Source organism: Alkalicoccobacillus plakortidis (genome assembly GCF_023703085.1).
Lineage (GTDB): Bacteria > Bacillota > Bacilli > Bacillales > Bacillaceae_D > Alkalicoccobacillus > Alkalicoccobacillus plakortidis.
The window spans coordinates 1,120,196-1,142,477 of the sequence record NZ_JAMQJY010000001.1 but is presented as its reverse complement, the minus strand read 5'-3'; the positions used below and the strand labels follow the sequence as shown (position 1 = coordinate 1,142,477).

Sequence of the window (22,282 nt, the reverse complement as noted above, 5' to 3'; positions counted from 1 at the left end):
ATGAATTCAGAATACTTGGCTGTTTTTCTTGATGAAAGTCAAGAGCATCTACAGGCAGTGAATGATCATCTTCTTAAGCTTGAGAAGCAGCCAGAAGATGAATCAATTATAGGTGAAATTTTTCGGTCTGCACATACGTTAAAAGGAATGTCAGCAACAATGGGTTATGAGGACCTAGCTCACCTGACACATAATATGGAGAATGTGCTTGATCTTATTAGAAATAAAAAGAAACAAGCTACATCCGAGATTATTGATATTATGTTTCAATCAGTAGATTCCTTAGAAAACATGGTGGATGACATCGCAAGTGGCGGTGAGGGTAAGTTAGACGTAACCTCATTAGTTCGTGAATTAGAAGCCATTGAAAAAGGGAAAAATCAGGTAGCTTCCGAGGTTTCAGCAACAACTGAAATGATTGATCTATTAGAAATATATGATGAATATGAGCGTACGGTTTTAGAGGAATCATTAGAGCAAGGTTATTCTGTTTATCAAATAAAAGTTGTTCTTGATGAAAAAGCCATGCTAAAAGCGGCGCGAGTTTTTATGGTGTTTGATGTTCTTGGTCAAGCTGGAGAGGTCATTAAATCAACTCCCGCGGCAGAATTACTGGAAGAAGAGCAATTTGATCTCGACTTTTTAGTTACGGTTATCTCAAAAGAGTCTGGTGAAGAGATTAAAAAGCGTATTCTTGGCATATCCGAAATCGACGATGTATTTGTTCAATCAATGACTAGTTTTGTTCAAGCTGAGCAGAACGACAAAAATGAACTAAAACCAATCAGTGAGCCAACAAAAGAAAAAGAAAATGAGAAAGAAAAAGAGGTTCAAAAAGCACCAGAGACAAATAAAACGATACGAGTAAATATTGACCGTTTAGATGTCTTAATGAATCTTTTTGAAGAACTTGTTATTGACCGAGGCAGATTGGAACAAATTTCTGGAGAGCTTGAGAATACCGAGCTTACTGAAACGGTAGAAAGAATGTCACGTACAACCGGGAACTTACAAGAAATTATATTAACTATGCGAATGATGCCGGTTGAGACGGTATTTAATCGATTCCCTCGTATGATTCGTAATCTATCTAAAGATCTAAATAAACAAGTCCATCTAGAAATTGTAGGAGCAGAAACAGAGCTTGATCGTACAATTATCGATGAAATTGGTGATCCTCTTGTTCATCTATTGCGCAATTCGATTGATCACGGAATAGAAACACCTGCAGAGCGAGAAGCTGTTGGCAAACCTGCGCAAGGTACGGTTCTGTTAAGTGCCTATCATAGCGGGAATCATGTCTTTATTGAGATAAAGGATGATGGAGCTGGCATTAGTCGTGAGAAGGTGTTAAATAAAGCAATTAAAAACAACATTATCACCGAAGAAGATGCACAAACCTTAACAGATACACAAGTATTTGCATTGTTATTTGAACCTGGTTTTAGCACGGCTGACCAAATTACAGATATATCGGGTCGCGGAGTAGGCTTAGATGTTGTGCGAAATACGTTTGAATCGTTAGGCGGTATTGTCACAGTGCAATCTGAGCTTCAAAAAGGATCAACGTTCTTAATTCAGCTTCCGCTTACACTTTCTATCATTGATGTCATGCTTGTTGAAACAGGTGGGGAAAAATATGCCGTTCCTTTAACATCCATTGTAGAAACAGCCATTGTGAATAAAGACGAATTATTTAGTGCTCATGGTCAGAAGGTCATTGATTTTAGAGGCAAAGTTGTGCCTCTTGTATTCCTCCGAGATGTATTCGACACGCCTAAAATAGACTCAGGAGAAGATTTCTATTCCTTAGTTATTATCCAAAAAGGCGACCAGACGGCAGGTTTAGTTGTAGATTCTCTTATTGGTCAGCATGACATTGTCTTAAAATCACTTGGTAATTATCTGACCAGTGTGTTTGCGATTTCAGGTGCGACCATTCTTGGTGATGGAGAAGTGGCTTTAATTGTGGATCCAAACGCCTTGATCAAATAAGAATCCCAAAAAAAGAGGAGTAACTGCAAATGAGTGTCGAAATACTTGAAGAGCAAATGAAAGTAATCATCTTTCAAATGCACGATGAAGAATACGCAATCAAAGTGAGTGAGATCCAATCAATCGAACGGATGCAGACCTTTACAAGGATTCCAGGGACCGCATCGTTTGTAAAAGGTGTCATGAATCTTCGTGGGGTTATCACACCAATTATTGATCTCAGACAGAAAATTGGTCTTGAAGAGAAAGAATCGGATGAAACAACTAGAATCCTTATCACAGCAAATGAAGAGTTAATTCTAGGGTTAATTGTTGATGGTGCAAATGACGTATTAGATATTCCTGTAGGGAAAATCGAACCAACACCAGAAGTAGTTGGTGGTGTGGAAGCCCATTATCTTGATGGCGTGGTAAAGCTCGGAACACGATTGTTCAGTTTAATCAATTTAGAAAAAGTCATGCAGGAATAGAAAAATGAGGTGAACAAATGGCTTCTATATTAATCGTTGATGACGCTGCATTTATGCGGATGATGATAAAAGATATCCTTGTGAATGCTGGATACGACGTAGTAGGCGAAGCTGAAAATGGCCTTCAAGCTATAACGAAATATCAAGAGCTGAATCCAGACTTAGTAACAATGGATATCACAATGCCAGAATTAGACGGTATTCAAGCATTAAAACAAATTAAACAACTAGATCACAACGCCAACATCATCATGTGTTCAGCAATGGGCCAGCAGGCATTAGTACTAGAAGCTGTCCAACTTGGAGCAAAGGATTTTATCGTAAAACCCTTCCAAAAAGAGCGAGTAGTAGAAACCGTTAACGACGTCCTTCAATCATTAGGGAAGTAACGGATGATGGTTGAACCAGTATATTGAAAGTAAATGACAAACGATCCTGATTTTCAGGATCGTTTAAGTTGATTCAAGGATACATCATTGAACAAAAGAAAATAGAGTAGAAGGTTTTATTCGACAAACAACGGGGTATTTAATCATTAACGCCTTAAGAAATGTCAAAGAATTCATAGTAAATGGAGGAAAATAAGATGAGCAACCAATTCGCAATGGATAAAGAGGTTATTAAGCAGCTTGAAATCATAAAAAAACTGCAAAAGCGCTCCCAGGCTGCCGTCTATTCTCTCTATGCACAGGCAGTTCTTGAATACTCTCTCTATTATCATAAGAAAAATCAATTACTGGCACAAATTGATGAATCGTTGGTCAACAAGAATAAGCACCAGTTTATGGCCGTGACGAATGAGTATAAAACATTAGTTGAGGATCATAAAAATGGAAAAACAATTTATGATTATGGATTTAAACTGCATCTTACTTTTCAATAAAGATTCCGCTTGGACGCGCGAGGCGTCCAGTATTTTTTTAGAGTATTTATTGAACGTAAAACGCATACTATGGTTTATAAAATATGAACTTTTTACTGAATGTTATGAGGTGATGAGATGCTTTGGACGATTTTGTTGATTATTTTAGGAATATGGTTAATCGGTGTGATCTTTCGAATTGCAGGAAAACTAGTTCACCTATTGTTGATCGCTGCTGCAATTGTGTTAATTTATAAGTTGGTTATTAAACGAAGGTGACAAGTAAAAAAGCTGCTGGATTGTTTTCCAGTCAGCTTTTTTGTTCATTGGCAAGAAAATCATGAAAGCCATTTAATAAAATGGGTGAGTTTTCAATATAAAGATGATACATAAAATGTAACGCTTCATCCTGATTATTCATATTTAATCGTATATAATGGTAAGCAGAATATAAGTATGAATCCTTTTTGATCCATGCCAATAGTTTATCTGAATGAATGTTCATAAGGCACCCTCCTTTTATGCGGGTTCACAATTAGTATATGTAATCGCTTTTAGCTTGTTCGCATCACAATCATATATGAAACGACTGAAAGTAAGAATATAAACGAAAGTGGGAGCCAAGAATGAAAAGTTTTTGCCAAACAGAATACGATCGATTAAAAGAAGTCATCGTATGTCCGCCGAAACATATGAGCATAAAAGAAGTCATTAATTCAATACAGGCACATTATAAGGAAACAAATATTGATATTCCAACCGCATTAGCTCAGCATAATGAATTAAAAAAGACACTAACCTCTCTTGGCATAAATGTGCATGAATTACTTCCAGACTCTGCGTATCCAGAACAAGTTTTCACAAGAGATATAGGATTTGTGATAGAAGATAGCTTGTATCTAGCTGCACTTGAACGACCGATTCGCCAAGGAGAAGAAAAGGTTCTAGGCAACTACCTAAATCATCTTCAGGTCACCTATATTCCTATTTCAGGGGGAACGATAGAAGGGGGCGATGTGATTATCGATGGAGATGATATCTTCATTGGAATCAGTAGCCGCACAAGCCAAAATATTATTGACTTTATTCAAAAGAAACACCCAACAAAATCCATTCATCCAATTCATTTCGACAGCGCCTACCTTCATTTAGACTGTGTATTCAATCCGGTTTCAGATCAAGTTGCACTTGTGTACTCAGAGGCCATAGAAGCAAAACATCTAGAATTGTTAGCGGAAAAATACACATTAATAGAAGTATCAAAGGAAGAGCAATTCTCCTTAGCAGTAAATGTTCTCTCAGTTGGCAACGGGAAAATCATCGTCTTGCCTGAGAATACGGAAACGAACAAGCAGCTGAGGGCACACGGATTTGACTTATACGAAGTCCCTTTTTCCGAAATCATTAAATCAGGTGGATCATTCCGCTGCGTGACTATGCCACTAACACGAGAAAATTAAATTCAAACAGGGAAACCGACATGTTGATTGTCGGTTTCCCTGTTTTTTATGAGGGACTAGAGGCAGAGATAGGCGCGTTAGATTAGATTATGGACTATTAGGATATAACTGCTTACCCTATCCCTGTATCGAACTCTTCATGCATAACTCTGCTGTTTTCTGGACATATAAAGAGATAGATAAAGAGGTGGAGTTATGACAGATAATAGCAGCTTGCAGGCATATTTAAATAAACTACATGGCATCATAGCAGATGAACAAGTAAAGAAAGTAAAGCAACATAAAAAAGGAAAAAGGACGGCAAAAGAGCGAATTGATGATCTAGTAGATCCTGGTTCATGGACTGAGTTTCAACAGTTTGCTACAGGTCATCAGGACGGAGAAGAACTATTAAATGATGGTGTCTTAACCGGAGTAGGAACGATTTACGGGGTAAAGGTTTGTATTTTTGCGCAAGATTTTACGGTTGCGGGAGGTTCACTCGGTGAGATTCATGCGAAGAAAATTGCATGGCTAATGGATTTGGCTGTCGATATGAAGGCGCCAATAATTGGATTAAATGATTCTGGAGGAGCAAGAATTCAAGAGGGAATAGCAGCGCTTGAGGGGTATGGAAGCATTTTTCATAGAAATGCAATCTACTCAGGAGTCATCCCGCAGATTTCAGTAATATTAGGTCCGTGTGCGGGTGGAGCAGTTTATTCGCCAGCATTAACAGATTTTATATTCATGGTAGAAAAAACAAGTCAAATGTTTATTACTGGTCCAAAAGTTGTAAAAGCCATTACGGGGTCTGAAATTGGTGGGGAGGAGTTAGGCGGAGCATTGATGCATGCGACAGTAAGTGGAAATGCACATGTAACAGCAGCATCTGAGAAGGACATTTTACAAGAAGTGCGACGGTTAATTTGTTTATGGAAACCTAGCCATGCTCATGAAGTGATGGCACCAAAAGTGGATCAGTTAATGACTTTGTTACCAGATGATCCGAAAAAAGGCTATGATAGCAGGACACTCATTCGTTCTATTGTTGATCATGAAACCTTTTTTGAAGTTCAGGAGAAGTTTGCTAGAAATATAGTGGTTGGTTTTGCGAGGTTAAATGGGCAGCCAATAGGCTTTGTTGCAAACAATCCTAAAGTAATGGTTGGATGTATTGATATGGACGCATCTGATAAGTGTGCAAGATTTGTTCGTTTTTGCGATGCCTTTAATTATCCGCTATTAGTACTTGAGGATGTGAGTGGGTTTATGCCTGGATTGAAACAAGAACAGGGTGGATTAATTAGGCATGGAGCAAAGATTATCTACGCATTTGCGACTGCAACGGTACCTAGGATCACGATTATTATTAGAAAAGCATATGGCGGTGCTTTTGTTGCATTAAATAGTAAGGCGATCGGTGCTGACTTTGTATTTGCTTGGCCTGGCGCTGAAGTCTCCGTGATGGGGCCAGAGGGTGCGGCTTCAATCATTTATGCGAAAGAGATTCAAGAAAGTATTAAACCCGAGGAAACAAGGCAGCAGAAGATTAGCGAATATCGCAGTAAATATGCAAATGCGTATCACGCTGCCAAAAAAGCACTCATTGATGAAATCATTCATCCTAATGAAACAAGACAACGGCTCATTCAAGCCTTCTCGTTTGTGGAAGGCAAAAAACGAGAGCAGCCCCAAAGAAAGCATGGAAACATTCCATTATAGCGGATTGGTGGTGTTTTTCCTTCTCTCTAGTTCAAACCTGTGGTAGCATATAAGGTGGTTTTACGCTTGACTGAAGAGAGGAAGAATCGTGTGATTGTATTAAGTGAGGTACCATTTCAAATTCTATTAGTTGGACTCTTGATTGCATTTGTAACAGTTGGGAGTTTACTCATACCAAAACTTTTTAAAGAAAAAACAAAATCAAAGCAAAATGATCATATCGTTGCTATTTTACTAAGTGCTTTTGCCGTTGCTACATATTTCAGTGTATCAAATGTCATTCCTCAAGCTTATTTAGGAGATTTATTTGTTAACAAAAATAACGTGCAAGAAGTAGAACAGGGCCAGGCGCGCGCTTTTTCTTTACCACTTCCACTTGTGATTAATGAATACGAACAACAGCCAATAACCGTTCAAGCACAGGATACAGATGAGGAAATTTCCGTCGTAATTGAAACAACAAATTATCAGGATCTTGTTGATTTCATAAGAGAGAATGAATCTCTAATTAGGGCAGATCAATCGGTTGATATGGTGTCATATTATCAGCAAAACGTTTCTGAAACGATCAAACAAATCATTGATGAAGAACCAAGTGGTTTTGACCAAGATTATTTAATAGAACAGTTGACCGAACGTTTTCCACAGCATCAGTTTACATATGTAGAGAATTAGATTTAAGTCAAATGATAAAACATTTTTAAACAAGATAGGCGATTGATTCTACAATAGTGGGATCTTTCGCCTCTTTTTTGTTCTAAAAAGAGATTGTTTGTGGGAAGCGGGATGAGTTGGAGGCTTTAGTGCTGGTGGTAGTAGAGTGGTCTTGTATAGGGAGAAGGCTCTTGGTGAGGAGAGGAAGGCCTTGGTACTTGGAAGAGGGCTCTTGGTGAGGGGAGGAAGGGCTTGGTATTGGAGAAGACTCTTGGTGTGAGGACGAAGGTTCTTGCTAAAAGTACTGTTTTTCTTGCTAATGGGACGAGGCTCTTGGTTTGATCTCGTTTTCTCTTAGAGTAGAGGTACTGAGCTTAGTAAAAGATTGATTCCGCTTGATTTAACGTCATTCTTTCTTGCTACCGCAGCTGACCTCTTGGTGAATCAGCAATCTACCTTGATTGCGATCTCGTTTTTCTTGGTATTGCGCTCACGCCTTCTTTGCTTTGCATTCTTTGTCTAATCGATCTAAACCTGAATAGGTTTATTCCTTTTAGTCAATTTGACGCTTGTGAAATGCTGTGTGGTCTTAGGACTTGAAGAGTGTTCTTGATGTGATGCAGGAGGTCCTTGCTAAAGTTGTCCTTTCTCTTGCTAAGGTAGAGAGGCTCTTGTTTCCTCCGCTGTTATTCTTTGTGTAGGGACTCAGATCTTAGTAAAAGATCAATCCCTCTTGACGTTTCGTCAATTTCTCTTGCTATCGAAACAAGCATCTTGATGAATTGCAATGTAGCTTGGTTTTGACTAGATGTTTCTTGGTATTGCCCTTAGCGATTTTCCACTCTTATTTTACCCTGAGTCTTCAACGGTTTTGCATAATAGCGAAAAAAAGCTCCCAAGCGGCATTTTCCCGCATGAGAGCTAAAGCGTAGGAATCTCCTTTATGACTCGACCAACTCGTATGATTCTGGGTCCTCTGAGGTAATTGGTTGGTCGGTTTGAATGTGTCCGAATAGCTGTTCTTGTGTTTCACCATCTATTAAAATTTGTGTTTCTTCATAACCAAATTGATCCATAATTAAGGCAACTTGCTGCAGGAGCATCTCTTCTGTTCCTGAGCCTACTTGTATGTCTAAGAATTCTGGTGAGAAGGATACATATGCAATTCCATCCTCTTCTTCAACAGACTGCACCTCGATGGCAGAGTCATTAGTAAGTGTGGTCAAGTTTGATTCATCTGTTTCTGGACCTTCAAGCCACAGCTCTAATGCTTCAGTTGCCCCTTCAATGTCGTCTTGGGAGATACTACGCTCAACTCGGTATAGCTCCTCGACATTTTCATCAGGGAAAAACAAATAGACGCTCTCGGTTGTCATTTCGTCTTCCGCTTCTTGATTAGTTTCTTCTTCAGGTTCATTTTGTCCCGTATCCGTGGTTGGTGTTTCGTCATTTCCTTGCCCACAAGCCACCAACATCAGGCTTGTTCCAATTGCTAGACCTAGTTTGGCTTTCAACGGAAACCCTCCTTCAAAAAATAAGACTATTATTATTCATTACCCATATGAAAATCATCATAAACCAAAAGTCATGTCTAAAAATCAAAGGTTAGAAATATAGATAGAATATAATATCTGTCCCCGTTTCCTGTTCATCAATAAGAGTGATATACTTAAAAAAAATGTTTTAGGAAGGAAATTGCCCTATATGCCTCAGTCGAAATCTTTTAGAGTAGGGGTTGGAATTGCTCTAATCTTGCTTATCATTTATCTTGCTTCATTGGTAAGCTTTATCTTCCAACCAATTGCTATTCTAGTACAAACATTGTTTGCTCCCATTGCAATTGCAGGAGTATTTTACTATCTATTAAGACCTTTAGTGAACCTTTTAAGTAAAAAAATTCCGAGAGGCCTTTCTATCCTCATTGTATTCCTGGCATTAATTGGGCTAGGAACTGGAAGTGTGTTACTTATTGGTCCTGAAATTCAATCTCAAACAAGCAGCTTTGTAGATAATGTTCCAACTTATATTGAACAAGGACAAGACATGATCCTTAATTTACAAGAAAATGAATATGTTCAGCGTTTTCAAGAGTCTGGACAGAACTCATTTAACGATATCGTTGAAAAGATCACTGGAAATTTAGAAGGCTATGTGACCTCACTTGGTTCAAATATTGCAAAAGTGATAGGGGCCGTTGCGAGTGTTGTGATTGTTCTTGTTATTTTCCCTTTTGTTTTATTTTATCTATTAAAAGAAGGAGACAAAGCTCCAAGCTTTCCTATTAAAATTTGTTCCTGCTAAACAACAGGAGGAAGGTCGTCGCATTCTTTCTGATATGGATAAGGCATTAAGCTCATACCTTCAGGGGCAAATTCTTGTGAGTGTATGTGTGGGTATTTTGTGCTTAATCTTGTATTTGAGTATTGGACTTGAATACGCACTTGTTTTAGCGATTGTTGCGATGCTCACAAATGTCATTCCGTTTATCGGTCCATGGATTGGGACAGCTCCGGCTGTTATTGTGGCACTATTTGATTCTCCATTTATGGTTCTTGCCGTTATTTTAGGCGTGTTGGTTATTCAACAAATTGAAAGTAACTTAATCTCTCCACAAATAATGGGACGTCAATTAAATGTCCACCCAGTAACGATTATATTTCTATTATTAGTGGCAAGTCGTTTTGCTGGATTATTAGGATTGCTTTTAGCTGTTCCAACGTATGCGGTAGGCAAAGTCATTGTTTCTCACACATATCGACTGATTAAATTAAAGATAGCAAAGCCAGTTGATTGACACACCGTATATGCTTCCTTACACTAAATAAAAATAAACAATAAGGGTGAGAGTTCCGATGTCATTTGAAGAAGAAGGTATTGTACAGGTTGATCAAGAAGAATTGCGTCAGCTTTTGGCTACTGGAGCCAAAGAACCAATACTAGTTGATGTGCGAGAGTTAGATGAATATGCAGAAGCGCATATTCCAGGGGTTCCATTAATTCCAATGAATACGATTCCGAGTTTTTTGGATGATTTTGATCGTAATGCTTCATATGTTTTTATCTGTAGAAGTGGAAAACGAAGTCAAAATGTTGCTCGCTATTTAAAGGAGCAAGGCATGACTAATGTTCGTAATTTTGCAGGCGGTATGCTTTCATGGCAAGGCGAAGTGAAAGATGGCTTGGAATGGGTTGTTAAACATACAGATGAATTATATGAAGATGGAAAATGATCGATAGGATCATCTAATTCATGTTTAATATCGTTTGGAATAGGAAAATATATTTAATAAGAGAAGGAAGGGGAGATCTTAATGGGTGTAAAAAAATGGCTTGTAGCATCAGCCGTTGCAGGAGCAGTTAGTGGAGCGGTCATTTGGTTAAATGATGAGTCCAGACGTGCTAGAGTTTCTAAAGTCGTTAAAGATTCTTACCATAAAGTTTCGGATAAGGTAACTTCGGGTGAACCCAAACAGGACGAGCAGTTAGGAAACCCTGTGCCTAAATCAGAAGATAGCAAAATGGTTGGTGAAGGAGCGTTGTATAGCGTACAACGTTACAATGAAGAGCAACAGTTAAATAACAAGTAAGCCACCTTTTTGGTGGCTTTATCTTTTGAGATCTCAATAAAAGGAGACGAACTCACGATGATTTCGATTGTTAGAGAGCAGTTAGGTGATATTCCGTTTTTACATGTGTCAGAGCAATCCATAATGAATCAAGACAATCAGCCAACGGTCTTTTTTTATCACGGACTTACTAGTGCCAAAGATCAAAACTTACATATAGCTTACCATCTTGCGTCCAAAGGGTTTCGAGTCATTTTGCCTGACGCCTTGCATCATGGAGAGCGTGAAGCGAATATAACTGGATTCAATAGAACATTAATGCTTTGGGAAATTGTGATGACGTCCATAAGTGAGCTAGAAGGATTAAAAAATCACCTAGTCAGTCGTGGGTTAAGTGATCCTAACCGAATAGGCGTAGCCGGAACATCAATGGGAGGCATCACAACGTATGGTGCTTTGAGTCAATATCAATGGATTCATACTGCTGTTAGCTTAATGGGTAGTGCGTATTACGAACATTTTGCCATGTTACAAATTGATCAATTGAAGAAACAAGGTTTACCGATCCCTGATGAAGAGGTGAATGCAACCCTGATAAGTTTGAAACCTTTTGACTTATCGACTCAACTTCATGCTCTAAATGGAAGACCATTAATGATCTGGCATGGAGAAAAGGATCAGGTAGTCCCGTCCAGTTATTCAACAACGCTTTATAATGAATTATTATCAGATTACAAATCATTTCCAGACCGGCTTGCTTTGTACACAGAAAAGCACACAGAACATGTTTTATCACGGACAGCATTTTTTCAATTAACAGATTGGTTTTCAACTCATCTGAAATAGGTATCATTAGTAGATCAAATAAGAGGTGTATGAATGTTTAAGGAAATTCAGAAAGTCATCATTATTATTATCGGTTCGGCGTTACTCGCCGCATCACTTAATTTTTTCTTAATCCCAGCTGATGTTTTTGCGAGTGGTTTTACTGGTGTCTCGCAGTTAATAGCTTCTTTATTTGATCTTTCGACTGGGTTATTGTTATTCTTATTAAATATTCCAGTTGCGATTCTTGGTTGGATGAAGGTTGGAAAAAGCTTTACTATATATAGTTTTGTCAGTGTAGCGATTACCTCCTTTTTTCTTGAAGTATTGCCTGAGTATGCCTTCTCACAGGATATTCTTCTTAACGCAGTATTTGGAGGGGTTCTAGGAGCCGTAGGAGCAGGACTCATGCTTCGCTTGGGGGCATCCTCTGGAGGTTTAGATATCATCGCTTTGGTTCTTGCGAGATACAGTGATCGTCCAGTTGGGATTTATTTCTTTGTCTTAAATAGTTTAATTGTTTTTGCAGCAGGAATTTTATTTGATCCAGAGAAAGCTTTATATACATTGGTTGCACTATATGTAACGTCAAGAGTTATTGATGCCATTCATACACGTTACGTAAAACTCACAGCTATGATTGTAACAAAACATGCAGAAGAGTTAAGAACAGCAATACATGAACGACTAACAAGAGGTATTACACGGGTCCAAGCAAAAGGAGGATATACATCCGATGATAAAGAAGTATTGTTTATCGTGTTAACGAGATACGAATTATACGATCTGAAAACAATTATCAATGATGTCGATCCAACTGCGTTTACAAATATTGTTGAAACAGCTAGTGTCTACGGATTATTTAACAAACAATAGGGAGTGGACGTCTTATGTTTAAAAAATGGAAGCCAATTCTTATAACGGGATTACTCGTTACATTAACTGCGTGTGGACAAGAAGCAGAAGCACCGGGTGATGAGAGTCAAGAAAATCAGGAAGGAGCCGAGGAAATGAATGGCTGGCAGCTTGAAGTTCAAGCAGTTCAAGAAAATGAAGATCTTAAAGTTGAACTACAATTGACAAATAATACGGATGATACACAAACACTTGAGTTTTCTAGTTCACAGGCATATGAGTTGGTTATGACAGATGATGCAGATGAAGAAGTGTATCGTTTCTCTGAGGGCATGATGTTTACAATGGCTATTATGGAAGAGGAAATTGAAAAAGGGGATTCTCGTACGTATGAAGAGTCAATCCCTCTTACTCATATTGAAGAAGGAAATTATACACTACAAGCAGAAATAGCTGGTAAGACAGAGGACAATTCTGAACTTCCTAAAACAACAATAGATGTTGAAATTACAAAATAATAAAAAGCTCGGAAATCATTTTTGGTAAGATGATTCCCGAGCTTTTTTTGTTTCTTATTTCTTAGAATTTTGATCTGTTGCAGCCTTTTGAACAGCTTCTCGAAAAGACGTCCATGCTGCCTCTTCTTCATCAGCTGAATGGTAGTGTTCAGCTGTGAATCGTTCCGGTGTTTTTTTTGTAGATCCGTTCCAATAGGTTTCAAATATAGGATCCAAGGTGACGTGTTACCTCCTTTAGTCTTTGGTTAAACGGATTAAGTTCAGTACCTCATCATTTGTCATCTCTGTAAATTTCGCAGCATCTGATGACAAGATTTCATCCGCGAGAGATTGCTTCGTCACAAGCATGCGATCAATTCGTTCCTCGACCGTACCCGTTGTAATAAGTTTATGAACGGTTACATCTGATGTTTGACCAATTCTAAATGCGCGGTCTGTCGCTTGATTTTCGACAGCAGGATTCCACCAGCGATCATAGTGGATGACATGTGTGGCTGCAGTTAGGTTTAAGCCAACTCCACCAGCTTTTAAAGAAAGCACAAATGCGGTTGTTTCTTCATTTGTTTGAAAGTCAGTAATGACAGCCTGTCTCATCGCTCGTGTTAAGCTTCCATGTAAAAAAGGAACAGGACGGCTGTAGCGTTTTTCTAATTCTTGAGTGATTAAAGAACCCATCTCTTTATATTGAGTGAAAATCAATACCTTTTCGTTGTTGGCTTGGATTTCATCAACAATACGTACAAACTCAGTCCATTTTCCTGATTCGTGTGCGTCCATATCCTTTGTTTTTAAAAAATGTGCAGGGTGATTACAAATTTGTTTTAACCTGGTTAAACTCCGTAAGATAAGAGAACGTCTCTCCATATTGGATACTTCGTTAAGCTGTTTACTCACTTCTTCAACAACAGCTTGATAATAGGCTGCTTGTTCAAGTGAAAGGTGGACGTTATGGATACGCTCACGCTTCTCTGGCAGGTTTAACTGTAATGACAGATCATTCTTTTTCCTTCTAAGTACAAAAGGTCGAATCGTCGCCTGAAGCTGCTCCAAGCGCTGTTGATCTTTTTCCTTTTCAATCTTTTTAATAAATTGATTCTGGAAGGCACTGTATCGACCTAATAAACTTGGATTGGTAACATCCATGAGTGACCATAGTTCTCTTAGACGGTTCTCGATAGGAGTTCCAGTTAGTGCAAAAATGTGATTGGCCCGAAACTGTTTAATGACTCGTCGTTGTTTTGTATCCACATTTTTAATATGTTGTGCCTCATCTAGTACCATGCCATTCCACTGAATGGTTTTAAACGCCTCAGCGTCCCTTACAGCAAGTTGATAAGACGTTAGAACAACATCCCATTGATCTAGTTCATCACTGTCTAACAGTTGAGTAATTCTTGTTTGACCATGATGAATAAATACTCGTAGTGAGGGAGCAAATTGTTTGGCCTCGTGTGCCCAATTGTATAACAGGGAAGTTGGGCAAATGAGTAAAAATGGTTCTGATGATTCGTTTGCTTTTTTTTGAGCGTCTTTGACATAGAGCATATAGACTAAGGTCTGAATGGACTTCCCAAGTCCCATGTCATCAGCTAATACACCACCAAAGCCGGCTCGGCGTAAATGAGCCAACCATGAAACACCTTGATGTTGATAGGCTCGTAGCTCACCAGTAAACAATTGAGGCAAGTGAACTAATGGTGGTTCCTCTTGATAAATCTTTGTTAAGCTGTCCTTCATCTCCTCCTGCCATTCAACTTCCCAGTCAACATCGAGACCGGTTTGATCCTGATCGGCATCTAATTCATCAAGTAGAAGTGTATCTAAGTAGGTTGCTTTCTGATCAAGATGCTCAAGATAGGATTGAAGTTTTTTAGCCATAGAAGGATCCCAAGCTATCCACTGTCCATTTTGATAAATAAAAGGTCTCTTTTCCTCAACATATTGCGTAAAATCCTCTGATGAAAGCACAACATCTCCAATGGCGATGTTATAAGTGAAATTCGCAACATTCTCCCAGTTTAATAACGGTTCACTATACGCATTATTCTGTTTAGGTGTATCAATGGCCAAGTTCACACTTAGTTGTTTACGTTGCTTCAGCCAATTTGGAACAATTAAATGAACACCAAGTTCTTTTAACTGCTCATTAAAGTTGGTGCATAATGTAAATACATCATCTGCATGTAACTCGATCTCAGCATGGGATAACCCAATCTCATTTAAGTACGGAATCGTTTTTGAAATCATATGAGCATCTGATTTCAACTGGCTAATCGGATTGACCCTCCAAGGATGCTCGCCCTTTTCTAAATCAACCATATCGACTATATACGTAGGGTGAAGTCTGTCAGATAAGCATAGCTTGACTTTCCACGGTTCACTTGATTCAAGTGGTTCTTCAACTCGCAAAGCTGTTTGAAAAGGAGGCAGTTTGACCGTACCTAGTTCTTGATCTAGTCGACCTGTTGGCTGTGTAAGCTTTGGATTCCGGTCAGAAGAAGCCAAAGATTGAACTAACGGCTTCCACTTATCACCAACACTTTCCTGCCATTGGGTAAAAGCCTTGTAGACATCATTATTTTGCATTAAAGAACGTACGGCAGCATCTGTTATCAGGTTTAAAGCGTTTAGAACTTGATTTTCATAGTTGGTTTCTGAAGGTTTTTGTCTCGTCATCGTTTGTTCAGACTTTAAAGAAAGGCTAGCTTTTGGAAGAGACGCTGTCCAAGAATCAAGTGGAATCATGTTTTCTTTTAGTTTCCAGCTCCCATCAGCAGCGGGAAGGAACTGTCCGTCTTCAATCATCATCCATACCTCATCAGCTAAATGAGTCCATATTTGAAGATCAGCACCAATCTCAACATGGGGCAGTGTAGCCCATTTCTTAAGTAAAGGAAGCTGTGAAACGAACTCATCAGCACTAAGTCGTATACCTTCAACAGGAAATGGATACTGTTTTGTTTGAGCATCTGCTTGGTAAACGGTTGCCTCGCCAAGTTGGTGATTGCACCTGTCGATTTAGAAGCGGAACTTGAAGAACGGCTTGACCCGTGTGAATAAATGTTCCATAAAAAGAATGGGGGTCAAATTGATAAAGTAGCAGCTTTAGTTCAAAAGGCGAATAAAGAAACGGGTATTTAAAGCTATCAACCTGATCAAATCTAGATTTTTTAACTTGTTCAGCCCAAACAAAAAAAACCTTGTTTATCCAGCCTCCATGTATAATCATTTTACGCATGAATAAGATTCAGCTCCTTGATGAAAGCACGGTAGGTTTTATACTCAGACTTTAATAGCTGCATATATTCTTGAAACCGGTCTTCGGTATGGTCTTGCTTATAGACATCCATTAGCTCAGAAACATAATAAGCTGCTTTTTCATAATGTGCTCTTGATTTTTTCTCTGCTAACCTCACAACAAATTGATGAAGCACTGGTTTTACCAGATGAGGCGTAAAAGTTTTCATTGATTGAAGTAATGCTTCCTTCTCTTCTTGAAGGCGGGCAGGATTTCGTTCATACATTAAAAAGTATTCAGCTGCTTTTTCAAAACGCTGTTGCTCATGAAGCAGTCGAATATAGACCTGTACAGTTTGAGATTGATGTAACTGTACCTCCAGTTTTGGAAGGAGGTAATCCACAATTTGTTGTTTTTTATCTTTGTTTTCATGTGTTGTGAGTGCAGCGTATCTTTGAAAGCTTGGTGCCAATAACCAACGATCCCATACATCCGTTAAAAAAGTCCCGTTTTTGTTTAGATGGGAGTGACTTCGATCTGCAAAAGCTTGGAGTGATCCATAACGATTTTCAGATTTAGATGGGAAAAGCTGTTTCAGCCAATGTAGGATCGTTTCCCACCGCTCTCGTTCCTCTAAGCATCTAAAATGCTTCGTAAGTTGCTGCTCAGTCCAGTTTGCAGATATGGAAACAAGCTGCTGAAGTGCGTTTTTTTCTCTGCCAGCAAGCAATGTTACATAACTTTTCACCAAAACAGCAGAAGAGGCGCTACGACTAAATGAATAGGTATCTAAGATTTGATCTAGCCGATCTATGTGCCCAGCAGAGAGCTGAGGTACAAATTGGTCTACTAACGATGGCCATGGTGCATTTTGATGATGTTTATCTCGTTCCATTCGGATAACGAGCTGTCGTATAAAAGCGAAAACAGCAGGAGTATCCTTTTCTGTCTGAATGGCTTGTTTTAATTCCTCGCCAAGAGATGCGTAAAAATGCTCAAATCTTCTATAAGATTGCTCGGATGAATCATTTGATTGAGAAAGAGTAGAAACTCCTTCTATATAAACTAAATATGCAAAAGCACCTAACTCATGATATCGAGAGTTTAGGATTTGCTTAGCCTCAGATGAAAGCAATTCTAATTGACTGGCAGTATAATAACGTGAAGCTGCTAATTTCTTAAAGGTGGAGAGAATAGAAGGTTGCAGGTTCTTTGCTGCTTCTTCAGTATCTAAATGAATGGGAAATTCCAAACTATCACCTCATCTGTCTTTAAACATCTCTCTATTGTAACTTTTTCTGGCAGAGAAATAAAGGCAGGTAGGTTTTTTATGTAGAGTAAGCGTGACCCGAAAAAATGCAAGCACCATAATCTGTGCTTGCTGAGGAAGAATGTTAGAGCAGTTGTTTAACTTGTTCACGTCGATTGATCAGTCTTTTTAGCCTTTGTTTATGCAGTTGAATGTTTTTGTCATCTTGGTCTTGAATGGATTCAAAGAGCTCCATTAGCACATAGTCAATTTCGAGGTTCATCATATTAAATATTGTTCGAGGTTCCAAAGCTTTTCCGTCATCCCGATACTGGACCATCGAGCCATTTCGGTTCATCATGACCTTCTCACTCCCATCAATTTCAATCATGGATTCAATGTCCCCAAGCTTGGTATGAGGTAATGTACATCGGGCCTTTGCTAGCCCGCTTTACGATGCCATTTCCTTTTTCGCATTGCAACAACTTTTCAAGTGCTGCAGCGAGTGTTTCATCATAGATATTCAGTCTCTCTGCAGACAATGTCAAAAATGTAGCATTACGGATGAAAGGAAGTTCATGAATATAGTCTTCCATTTCAATCATTAAGAAAATGGTCGTGGTATCGTATCTCCAGAAGAGAGAGTAATGCTGACTCATCATTCGTTTAATAAATTGATGAAGAGCCGTTTTCGTCAGCTCAATGTAGATTTCAGTGAATTCTACATCAAAATACGCGTCTCTCATGAGTGTGCACACCCCTTTTACAAGCGTCTAATACAGTTGTTAAGTTTGCTACATCATATGTATAACCCACAAAAAAAAGACGCAAAAAACCCAATTCTCATAAAAATGGGCCAACCATATTCAGAAGCATGTCCAAAAATGACAAGGTGCACGAATAATGAATAGGCTGTAAAAGAAATTTACTGGGGATGTTCGTCAATACATTGGAGAGAAAAGGGAATGTGCAGTCATTTCGCTACCGGGATGGGCGGGCACGCTTTCCGCGGGAGGGCGCCCGTCTAAACCGGCTACGCCGTTTCATTTCAACCCTGCCCGTAAGTCCCACAGGAGCATTCCTGTGGGATTTCTTTTCGTCCTATTTACACAAAAAAAGCCCTCCGTTAAGATGCAATTGTACCCAAACAACACATCGAGGAGGACTTACTATGAATCATACGCGCAATGATCGATTAGATCAAGTTCAAGAGGATACATTGGTGATTGGCATTGATATCGCCAAATTCAAGCACTACGCATGTGCTGTGAATGATCGCAGCCGTGAACTTAGTGATGCCTTTCCGTTTCATCAATCAAGAAATGGGTTTCACCACCTCTATGACGAGCTTGAACAACTAAAGAAGGCTCATCAAAAAACAAACATCCTCATTGGCTTTGAACCAACCGGTCATTACTGGATGAATCTTGCGCAATTTTTAAACCATCATGGCATTCCTTTTGTCTTGGTAAGCCCGCTGCACGTCAATCGAGCCAAAGAGTTTGATGATAACCTACAAACGAAGAATGACCGTAAAGACCTGTTAATATAGCCTTTAAAACACTGATACATTAGGTTTTTCGGAGGGAGTCGGCCTCCCCCATCCCGTCCGCTAGTGAGAGCGTCTGGATTTTTACTGATTATTACTGGATAATTTACTAACTTCAAGCCCTTACAGTTCTAAAGTTCAAACGCAAAAAAAGAATAGATCCTAAATGCTGAAAAATTAGTTTTGTGACACACAACTAAACAGACTTGGAAGATGCTCTAATGCAAACTTTATAGTCTGGGCACAAGGGTATTTTCACTTGAATCAGAAGTATTAAAGAGGGACAAGTAAGCAAAATGTAATGTGATGTCGATTTGTTTACCTTATATATACGTATCTAAATTAGCGATCTATCGACTGAAATTTCTTGAAGCAACAAGTGCTGCGTAACATCCAATTCTTTTGTCTTTTTAAACAATTAATCTTTTATTTTCGACTCATCTATGATTTTTAAAAATGCGTACTATAAAAGTTGATTCGGTTACTTAAATTAAGTTAGTATTTATTTGTAAAAAGGATAGTATACAAACGAATTAATAAGGAAATAGGCTGGGGGCATAACAAAAACAAAGTTAGGTTAAATAATCAATTGCACAAATATTTTAGAACTTTCTTCTCTGTAATTAACTCAAACTGCTTACAAATCACCTAAACAAGCAACGTAGGACATACACGTAGACTCCTGCGGGAGCAGAGGCCAGGGTGAGACTTCGCAGTGCGTAAGCACAAGAAGGCTCACCGGTCTCCCCGCGGAAAGCGAAGTGTATGTCCGGAGCGGTAGCCTTACACCATTATTTTTAGAACAAAAAACCGAACCATTAAGATGTGAGTTAACCACCATAATGATTCGGTTTTTCTTGGATCCCTATTAGAATCGAAATCCATAGCGTTTTGAAATGACATCATAGAAACCAAGTGAGTTATAAAGTGCTTTTGTTGCGGCGTTGTTTCTTCCTGTTTCAAGTTCGATTCCTTTTATTTGTTTTTGCTCAGCCCAATAAATAATACGTAATAATAGCTTCTTTGCAATTCCTCTATTCCTAGAGTCTTTAGTAACAAATAGGTCATTCAACCAAATGTATCGACCGCCTTTTCCTAGGCTCAGACCGACATTAAGGAAGGCAGCACCGATCACACCTTTTTGTTCACAGATAGCAATAAACAAATAGGCTCCTGACCCTGGCTCAAGTGCACGGTCAATGGTACCTTCTAACTCTGGTCGCCCGTCCTTTGGGCCGATAGATTCCATTTGCTCCATTAATAGATCGACTATCTGGGTACGAAGAAGTTTGTCTGCACTGTTATCTACTTCTACAATCTCAACCATTCTCACCCTCCTAAAGTCCGAAATCTAGTAAAGTTTATCATAAAAAAATAATAGAAAACCGCATGAACTGATTATTATCGTTATTTAACTGCGAGATTTAAGGCTTCTTCTAAATAATCTGCAATTCCATCTTCTTCGTTTGTACCTGTTACAAAGTTTGCAGTGGTTTTAAGAGAAGGAATGGCATTGCCCATAGCGACTCCAGCTCCTGCATATTCAAGCATTTCTAAATCATTATCTTCATCACCAAAAGCAATAATTCGATCCTTAGGAATGCCATAATAATCAGCAATTCGTTTTAAACCAACCGCTTTATTGACACCGGCACGAATGATTTCAATAATACTCCAAGGAGCACCCCATACTCGCTGTTCAATGACTTCAGCATGTGATTCTTGTAAGAGGTTGCGTAGTGAATCGCTTTGATTTTCTTGAGGGTGAATCAAAACGGAGGTTGGTGAATCTTTTAATAATGTAAGCAGATTACCATAATCAATTGGATTACGACCTGCTGTAAAGGCTTCAACAAACAACTCGTCTTTGTAACGTAAATAAAAGTCGTCAATCACTTCAACCATAATATTGCTCACCTGGAAAGCTTCACAGGTTTCGATCACGGCCTTAGCGGTTTTCAGATCGAGTGGTGTATGGTACGAGCCAAAGGCAGAAACATCCGGATGATGAACAAACGCTCCGTTGAAATTAACCATGGGAGTATTCAGTCCTAATTCACGATAATATTGAATACTTGCTCGTACGGGACGCCCCGTAGAGATAGCGACCAAATGGCCTTCAGCTTTTGCCTGAGCAATTGCCTGTTTAGAGCGTGACGATATTTTTTTATCATCTGTCAAAAGTGTTCCATCAAGATCAAGCGCAATAAGATGTTTTGATGTCATAATTAATAAGTCCTTTCTACTACATAGAGAACTATGTGTGTGCATACTTGTGTCACTAAATTGACCTGCGGATACGTTTTCATTTGTGGTATAGTGTAGGGAGTAAATACTGCTTTTTTAAGAAATGGAAGAGGCAGATATCCCGATACTAAGGGGGAAGAAACCATATGGAGTCATTGTGGACTACGTTTAGTTTCCGTGCTCTTTGGACACCAGAGCTATTCATAGGTTTGCTACTACTTGCTATTTTATATGGCTTGGCTCATTAAATATGAACAGCGTACCAATCAAACAGAACAACCAACACGTATCCGACAAAAGGTCTATTTTGGGTTAGGCTTGCTTGCCCTTTACGGAGGTTGGGGAAGTCCGCTCTATCTGACGGGACATATGATAATGAGTATTCATATGCTGCAGATGGTTTTGGCTTATTTTGTCGCAGTTCCTTTGCTTTTGCTTGGAACTCCAACATGGGCTTTAAGCAGAGCTGCTGATTTCTTAAAGAAACGTGGCATACAACCAATTTTTCATTTTTTTAGTAACCCAATTTTAGCGCTCTTGTTATTTAATGGCCTTTTTTCATTTTATCATGTCCCTTTTATGTTTGACAGTCTTATGCAATCACCACTATTACATAGTTTCTATCAATATGGTTTATTGTTCGCCGCTGTTTTGATGTGGTGGCATATGCTTGCGCCTTTACCAAGTGTTTATCGACTATCTGATTTAAGACGAATTGGGTATATTTTTGCAAACGGTATATTAATTACTCCGGCATGTGCCCTCATTATTTTTGCTCCAGAAACGATGTACGCGACCTATACTGATCCGCTTGTTTGGGCAAATGTGATGTCGTATTGTTTACCAGCTGGCACTGAGGTTCCATTTACAATGTTTAATGGCCCAGCAACACTAGCGTTTCTAGATGCGAGAATGGATCAGCAGCTTGCGGGTGTGTTAATGAAAATTATGCAGGAAATTGTGTACGGCATTACGATTGGTTATGTGTTTAAACAATGGCTACGTAAAGAGAAGCAGCAAGAAGGGAACATGACGATTAGTGATGTACCTTCTACGTAGAGGATAGGAGAGAAGGTTTGTATGAAATATG

27 protein-coding genes are annotated in these 22,282 nt (G+C 38.9%); 17 read left to right on the top strand and 10 right to left on the bottom strand.

What is annotated here, in order from left to right; translation table 11 throughout:
- The 5 genes from NDM98_RS06230 (at position 1) to NDM98_RS06210 (ending at position 3,606) form a co-directional block, all read left to right on the top strand.
- Positions 1–1,995, top strand: coding sequence for a chemotaxis protein CheA (locus NDM98_RS06230; protein WP_373370393.1), 1,995 nt, complete (start codon positions 1–3; stop codon positions 1,993–1,995).
- A gap of 29 nt (positions 1,996–2,024) precedes the next feature.
- Complete coding sequence (locus NDM98_RS06225) at positions 2,025–2,465, top strand: chemotaxis protein CheW (protein WP_251605452.1); 441 nt, start codon at positions 2,025–2,027, stop codon at positions 2,463–2,465.
- Positions 2,466–2,482: 17 nt separating this feature from the next.
- Positions 2,483–2,854, top strand: a complete 372-nt coding sequence (locus NDM98_RS06220) for a response regulator (RefSeq protein WP_251605449.1) — start codon at positions 2,483–2,485, stop codon at positions 2,852–2,854.
- A 197-nt stretch (positions 2,855–3,051) separates the two neighbouring features.
- A complete protein-coding gene (locus tag NDM98_RS06215; RefSeq protein ID WP_251605446.1) occupies positions 3,052–3,348 on the top strand; it encodes an IDEAL domain-containing protein in 297 nt (98 codons plus the stop codon).
- A 117-nt stretch (positions 3,349–3,465) separates the two neighbouring features.
- A complete protein-coding gene (locus tag NDM98_RS06210) occupies positions 3,466–3,606 on the top strand; it encodes a lmo0937 family membrane protein (protein ID WP_251605443.1) in 141 nt (46 codons plus the stop codon).
- Positions 3,607–3,637: 31 nt separating this feature from the next.
- Here NDM98_RS06210 and NDM98_RS06205 read toward each other — a convergent pair whose 3' ends face one another.
- Positions 3,638–3,832, bottom strand: a complete 195-nt coding sequence (locus tag NDM98_RS06205; RefSeq protein ID WP_251605441.1) for a hypothetical protein — start codon at positions 3,830–3,832, stop codon at positions 3,638–3,640.
- Positions 3,833–3,953: 121 nt separating this feature from the next.
- Here NDM98_RS06205 and NDM98_RS06200 point away from each other — a divergent pair, with 121 nt between their 5' ends.
- From NDM98_RS06200 to NDM98_RS06190, 3 genes are all read left to right on the top strand, one after another.
- Complete coding sequence (locus NDM98_RS06200) at positions 3,954–4,787, top strand: dimethylarginine dimethylaminohydrolase family protein (RefSeq protein WP_251605438.1); 834 nt, start codon at positions 3,954–3,956, stop codon at positions 4,785–4,787.
- 195 nt (positions 4,788–4,982) lie between these two features.
- On the top strand, positions 4,983–6,491 hold the full coding sequence (locus NDM98_RS06195) for an acyl-CoA carboxylase subunit beta (RefSeq protein WP_251605434.1): 1,509 nt from the start codon (positions 4,983–4,985) through the stop codon (positions 6,489–6,491).
- Between the two features lie 66 nt (positions 6,492–6,557).
- On the top strand, positions 6,558–7,166 hold the full coding sequence (locus tag NDM98_RS06190; protein ID WP_251605430.1) for a hypothetical protein: 609 nt from the start codon (positions 6,558–6,560) through the stop codon (positions 7,164–7,166).
- Between the two features lie 920 nt (positions 7,167–8,086).
- Here NDM98_RS06190 and NDM98_RS06185 read toward each other — a convergent pair.
- On the bottom strand, positions 8,087–8,659 hold the full coding sequence (locus tag NDM98_RS06185) for a GerMN domain-containing protein (RefSeq protein ID WP_251605427.1): 573 nt from the start codon (positions 8,657–8,659) through the stop codon (positions 8,087–8,089).
- A gap of 190 nt (positions 8,660–8,849) precedes the next feature.
- Here NDM98_RS06185 and NDM98_RS23900 point away from each other — a divergent pair, with 190 nt between their 5' ends.
- The 7 genes from NDM98_RS23900 to NDM98_RS06155 all read left to right on the top strand — a co-directional run bounded on the left by NDM98_RS23900 (position 8,850) and on the right by NDM98_RS06155 (position 12,909).
- Entirely contained in the window at positions 8,850–9,446 is a 597-nt protein-coding gene (locus NDM98_RS23900; RefSeq protein ID WP_307728692.1) for an AI-2E family transporter, read from the top strand.
- Between the two features lie 34 nt (positions 9,447–9,480).
- Positions 9,481–9,939, top strand: a complete 459-nt coding sequence (locus NDM98_RS23895; RefSeq protein ID WP_506324394.1) for an AI-2E family transporter — start codon at positions 9,481–9,483, stop codon at positions 9,937–9,939.
- A gap of 58 nt (positions 9,940–9,997) precedes the next feature.
- A complete protein-coding gene (locus tag NDM98_RS06175) occupies positions 9,998–10,375 on the top strand; it encodes a rhodanese-like domain-containing protein (protein ID WP_251605424.1) in 378 nt (125 codons plus the stop codon).
- An 81-nt stretch (positions 10,376–10,456) separates the two neighbouring features.
- The gene (locus NDM98_RS06170) at positions 10,457–10,732 is read left to right on the top strand and encodes a YbyB family protein (RefSeq protein ID WP_251605421.1); all 276 of its coding nucleotides are present in this window, start codon (positions 10,457–10,459) and stop codon (positions 10,730–10,732) included.
- Positions 10,733–10,789: 57 nt separating this feature from the next.
- Positions 10,790–11,557, top strand: coding sequence for a serine aminopeptidase domain-containing protein (locus NDM98_RS06165; RefSeq protein WP_251605417.1), 768 nt, complete (start codon positions 10,790–10,792; stop codon positions 11,555–11,557).
- Between the two features lie 33 nt (positions 11,558–11,590).
- Complete coding sequence (locus tag NDM98_RS06160; protein ID WP_251605414.1) at positions 11,591–12,412, top strand: YitT family protein; 822 nt, start codon at positions 11,591–11,593, stop codon at positions 12,410–12,412.
- Positions 12,413–12,426: 14 nt separating this feature from the next.
- Complete coding sequence (locus NDM98_RS06155) at positions 12,427–12,909, top strand: BsuPI-related putative proteinase inhibitor (RefSeq protein ID WP_251605398.1); 483 nt, start codon at positions 12,427–12,429, stop codon at positions 12,907–12,909.
- Positions 12,910–12,963: 54 nt separating this feature from the next.
- On the opposite strand, the gene NDM98_RS06150 is transcribed toward NDM98_RS06155, so the two are convergent.
- From NDM98_RS06150 to NDM98_RS06125, 6 genes are all read right to left on the bottom strand, one after another.
- Positions 12,964–13,125: a hypothetical protein gene (locus tag NDM98_RS06150; RefSeq protein ID WP_251605386.1), complete on the bottom strand. Its 162-nt coding sequence runs from the start codon at positions 13,123–13,125 to the stop codon at positions 12,964–12,966.
- Positions 13,126–13,143: 18 nt separating this feature from the next.
- Positions 13,144–15,717 (bottom strand): DEAD/DEAH box helicase, encoded by a 2,574-nt coding sequence (locus NDM98_RS06145; protein WP_251605377.1) that lies wholly within the window; start codon positions 15,715–15,717, stop codon positions 13,144–13,146.
- Between the two features lie 127 nt (positions 15,718–15,844).
- On the bottom strand, positions 15,845–16,147 hold the full coding sequence (locus NDM98_RS06140) for a hypothetical protein (RefSeq protein ID WP_251605375.1): 303 nt from the start codon (positions 16,145–16,147) through the stop codon (positions 15,845–15,847).
- On the bottom strand, positions 16,140–17,399 hold the full coding sequence (locus NDM98_RS06135) for a hypothetical protein (protein WP_251605373.1): 1,260 nt from the start codon (positions 17,397–17,399) through the stop codon (positions 16,140–16,142). The genes NDM98_RS06140 and NDM98_RS06135 overlap by 8 nt, the downstream gene beginning before the upstream one ends.
- Positions 17,400–17,541: 142 nt before the next feature.
- Positions 17,542–17,787, bottom strand: a complete 246-nt coding sequence (locus NDM98_RS06130; RefSeq protein WP_251605371.1) for a YkzI domain-containing protein — start codon at positions 17,785–17,787, stop codon at positions 17,542–17,544.
- Between the two features lie 4 nt (positions 17,788–17,791).
- Positions 17,792–18,142, bottom strand: coding sequence for a hypothetical protein (locus tag NDM98_RS06125; protein ID WP_251605369.1), 351 nt, complete (start codon positions 18,140–18,142; stop codon positions 17,792–17,794).
- 425 nt (positions 18,143–18,567) lie between these two features.
- On the opposite strand from NDM98_RS06125, the gene NDM98_RS06120 reads away from it, so the two are divergent.
- Complete coding sequence (locus NDM98_RS06120) at positions 18,568–18,948, top strand: IS110 family transposase (protein ID WP_251605367.1); 381 nt, start codon at positions 18,568–18,570, stop codon at positions 18,946–18,948.
- A gap of 865 nt (positions 18,949–19,813) precedes the next feature.
- Here NDM98_RS06120 and NDM98_RS06115 read toward each other — a convergent pair.
- On the bottom strand, positions 19,814–20,272 hold the full coding sequence (locus NDM98_RS06115) for a GNAT family N-acetyltransferase (protein ID WP_251605365.1): 459 nt from the start codon (positions 20,270–20,272) through the stop codon (positions 19,814–19,816).
- A gap of 80 nt (positions 20,273–20,352) precedes the next feature.
- Positions 20,353–21,171 carry a Cof-type HAD-IIB family hydrolase gene (locus NDM98_RS06110; RefSeq protein WP_285803887.1) on the bottom strand — a complete coding sequence of 273 codons (819 nt, stop codon included), beginning with the start codon at positions 21,169–21,171 and terminating at the stop codon, positions 20,353–20,355.
- Positions 21,172–21,411: 240 nt separating this feature from the next.
- Here NDM98_RS06110 and ctaG point away from each other — a divergent pair, with 240 nt between their 5' ends.
- The gene (gene ctaG / locus NDM98_RS06105) at positions 21,412–22,251 is read left to right on the top strand and encodes a cytochrome c oxidase assembly factor CtaG (RefSeq protein WP_307728689.1); all 840 of its coding nucleotides are present in this window, start codon (positions 21,412–21,414) and stop codon (positions 22,249–22,251) included.
- The last annotated feature ends 31 nt before the right edge of the window (positions 22,252–22,282 follow it).

Coding starts and splice junctions, on each gene's coding strand:
- NDM98_RS06210 (WP_251605443.1), top strand. CDS start 3,466: ATGCTTTGGACGATTTTGTTGATTATTTTAGGAATATGGTTAATCGGT.
- NDM98_RS06175 (WP_251605424.1), top strand. CDS start 9,998: ATGTCATTTGAAGAAGAAGGTATTGTACAGGTTGATCAAGAAGAATTG.
- NDM98_RS06155 (WP_251605398.1), top strand. CDS start 12,427: ATGTTTAAAAAATGGAAGCCAATTCTTATAACGGGATTACTCGTTACA.
- NDM98_RS06230 (WP_373370393.1), top strand. CDS start 1: ATGAATTCAGAATACTTGGCTGTTTTTCTTGATGAAAGTCAAGAGCAT.
- NDM98_RS06220 (WP_251605449.1), top strand. CDS start 2,483: ATGGCTTCTATATTAATCGTTGATGACGCTGCATTTATGCGGATGATG.
- NDM98_RS06170 (WP_251605421.1), top strand. CDS start 10,457: ATGGGTGTAAAAAAATGGCTTGTAGCATCAGCCGTTGCAGGAGCAGTT.
- NDM98_RS06140 (WP_251605375.1), bottom strand. CDS start 16,147: ATGCGTAAAATGATTATACATGGAGGCTGGATAAACAAGGTTTTTTTT.
- NDM98_RS06120 (WP_251605367.1), top strand. CDS start 18,568: ATGAATCATACGCGCAATGATCGATTAGATCAAGTTCAAGAGGATACA.
- NDM98_RS06110 (WP_285803887.1), bottom strand. CDS start 21,171: ATGACATCAAAACATCTTATTGCGCTTGATCTTGATGGAACACTTTTG.
- NDM98_RS06125 (WP_251605369.1), bottom strand. CDS start 18,142: ATGAGAGACGCGTATTTTGATGTAGAATTCACTGAAATCTACATTGAG.
- NDM98_RS06145 (WP_251605377.1), bottom strand. CDS start 15,717: ATGATGATTGAAGACGGACAGTTCCTTCCCGCTGCTGATGGGAGCTGG.
- NDM98_RS06130 (WP_251605371.1), bottom strand. CDS start 17,787: ATGATTGAAATTGATGGGAGTGAGAAGGTCATGATGAACCGAAATGGC.
- NDM98_RS06225 (WP_251605452.1), top strand. CDS start 2,025: ATGAGTGTCGAAATACTTGAAGAGCAAATGAAAGTAATCATCTTTCAA.
- NDM98_RS06165 (WP_251605417.1), top strand. CDS start 10,790: ATGATTTCGATTGTTAGAGAGCAGTTAGGTGATATTCCGTTTTTACAT.
- NDM98_RS06205 (WP_251605441.1), bottom strand. CDS start 3,832: ATGAACATTCATTCAGATAAACTATTGGCATGGATCAAAAAGGATTCA.
- NDM98_RS23900 (WP_307728692.1), top strand. CDS start 8,850: ATGCCTCAGTCGAAATCTTTTAGAGTAGGGGTTGGAATTGCTCTAATC.
- NDM98_RS23895 (WP_506324394.1), top strand. CDS start 9,481: ATGGATAAGGCATTAAGCTCATACCTTCAGGGGCAAATTCTTGTGAGT.
- NDM98_RS06215 (WP_251605446.1), top strand. CDS start 3,052: ATGAGCAACCAATTCGCAATGGATAAAGAGGTTATTAAGCAGCTTGAA.
- NDM98_RS06195 (WP_251605434.1), top strand. CDS start 4,983: ATGACAGATAATAGCAGCTTGCAGGCATATTTAAATAAACTACATGGC.
- NDM98_RS06160 (WP_251605414.1), top strand. CDS start 11,591: ATGTTTAAGGAAATTCAGAAAGTCATCATTATTATTATCGGTTCGGCG.
- NDM98_RS06200 (WP_251605438.1), top strand. CDS start 3,954: ATGAAAAGTTTTTGCCAAACAGAATACGATCGATTAAAAGAAGTCATC.
- NDM98_RS06115 (WP_251605365.1), bottom strand. CDS start 20,272: ATGGTTGAGATTGTAGAAGTAGATAACAGTGCAGACAAACTTCTTCGT.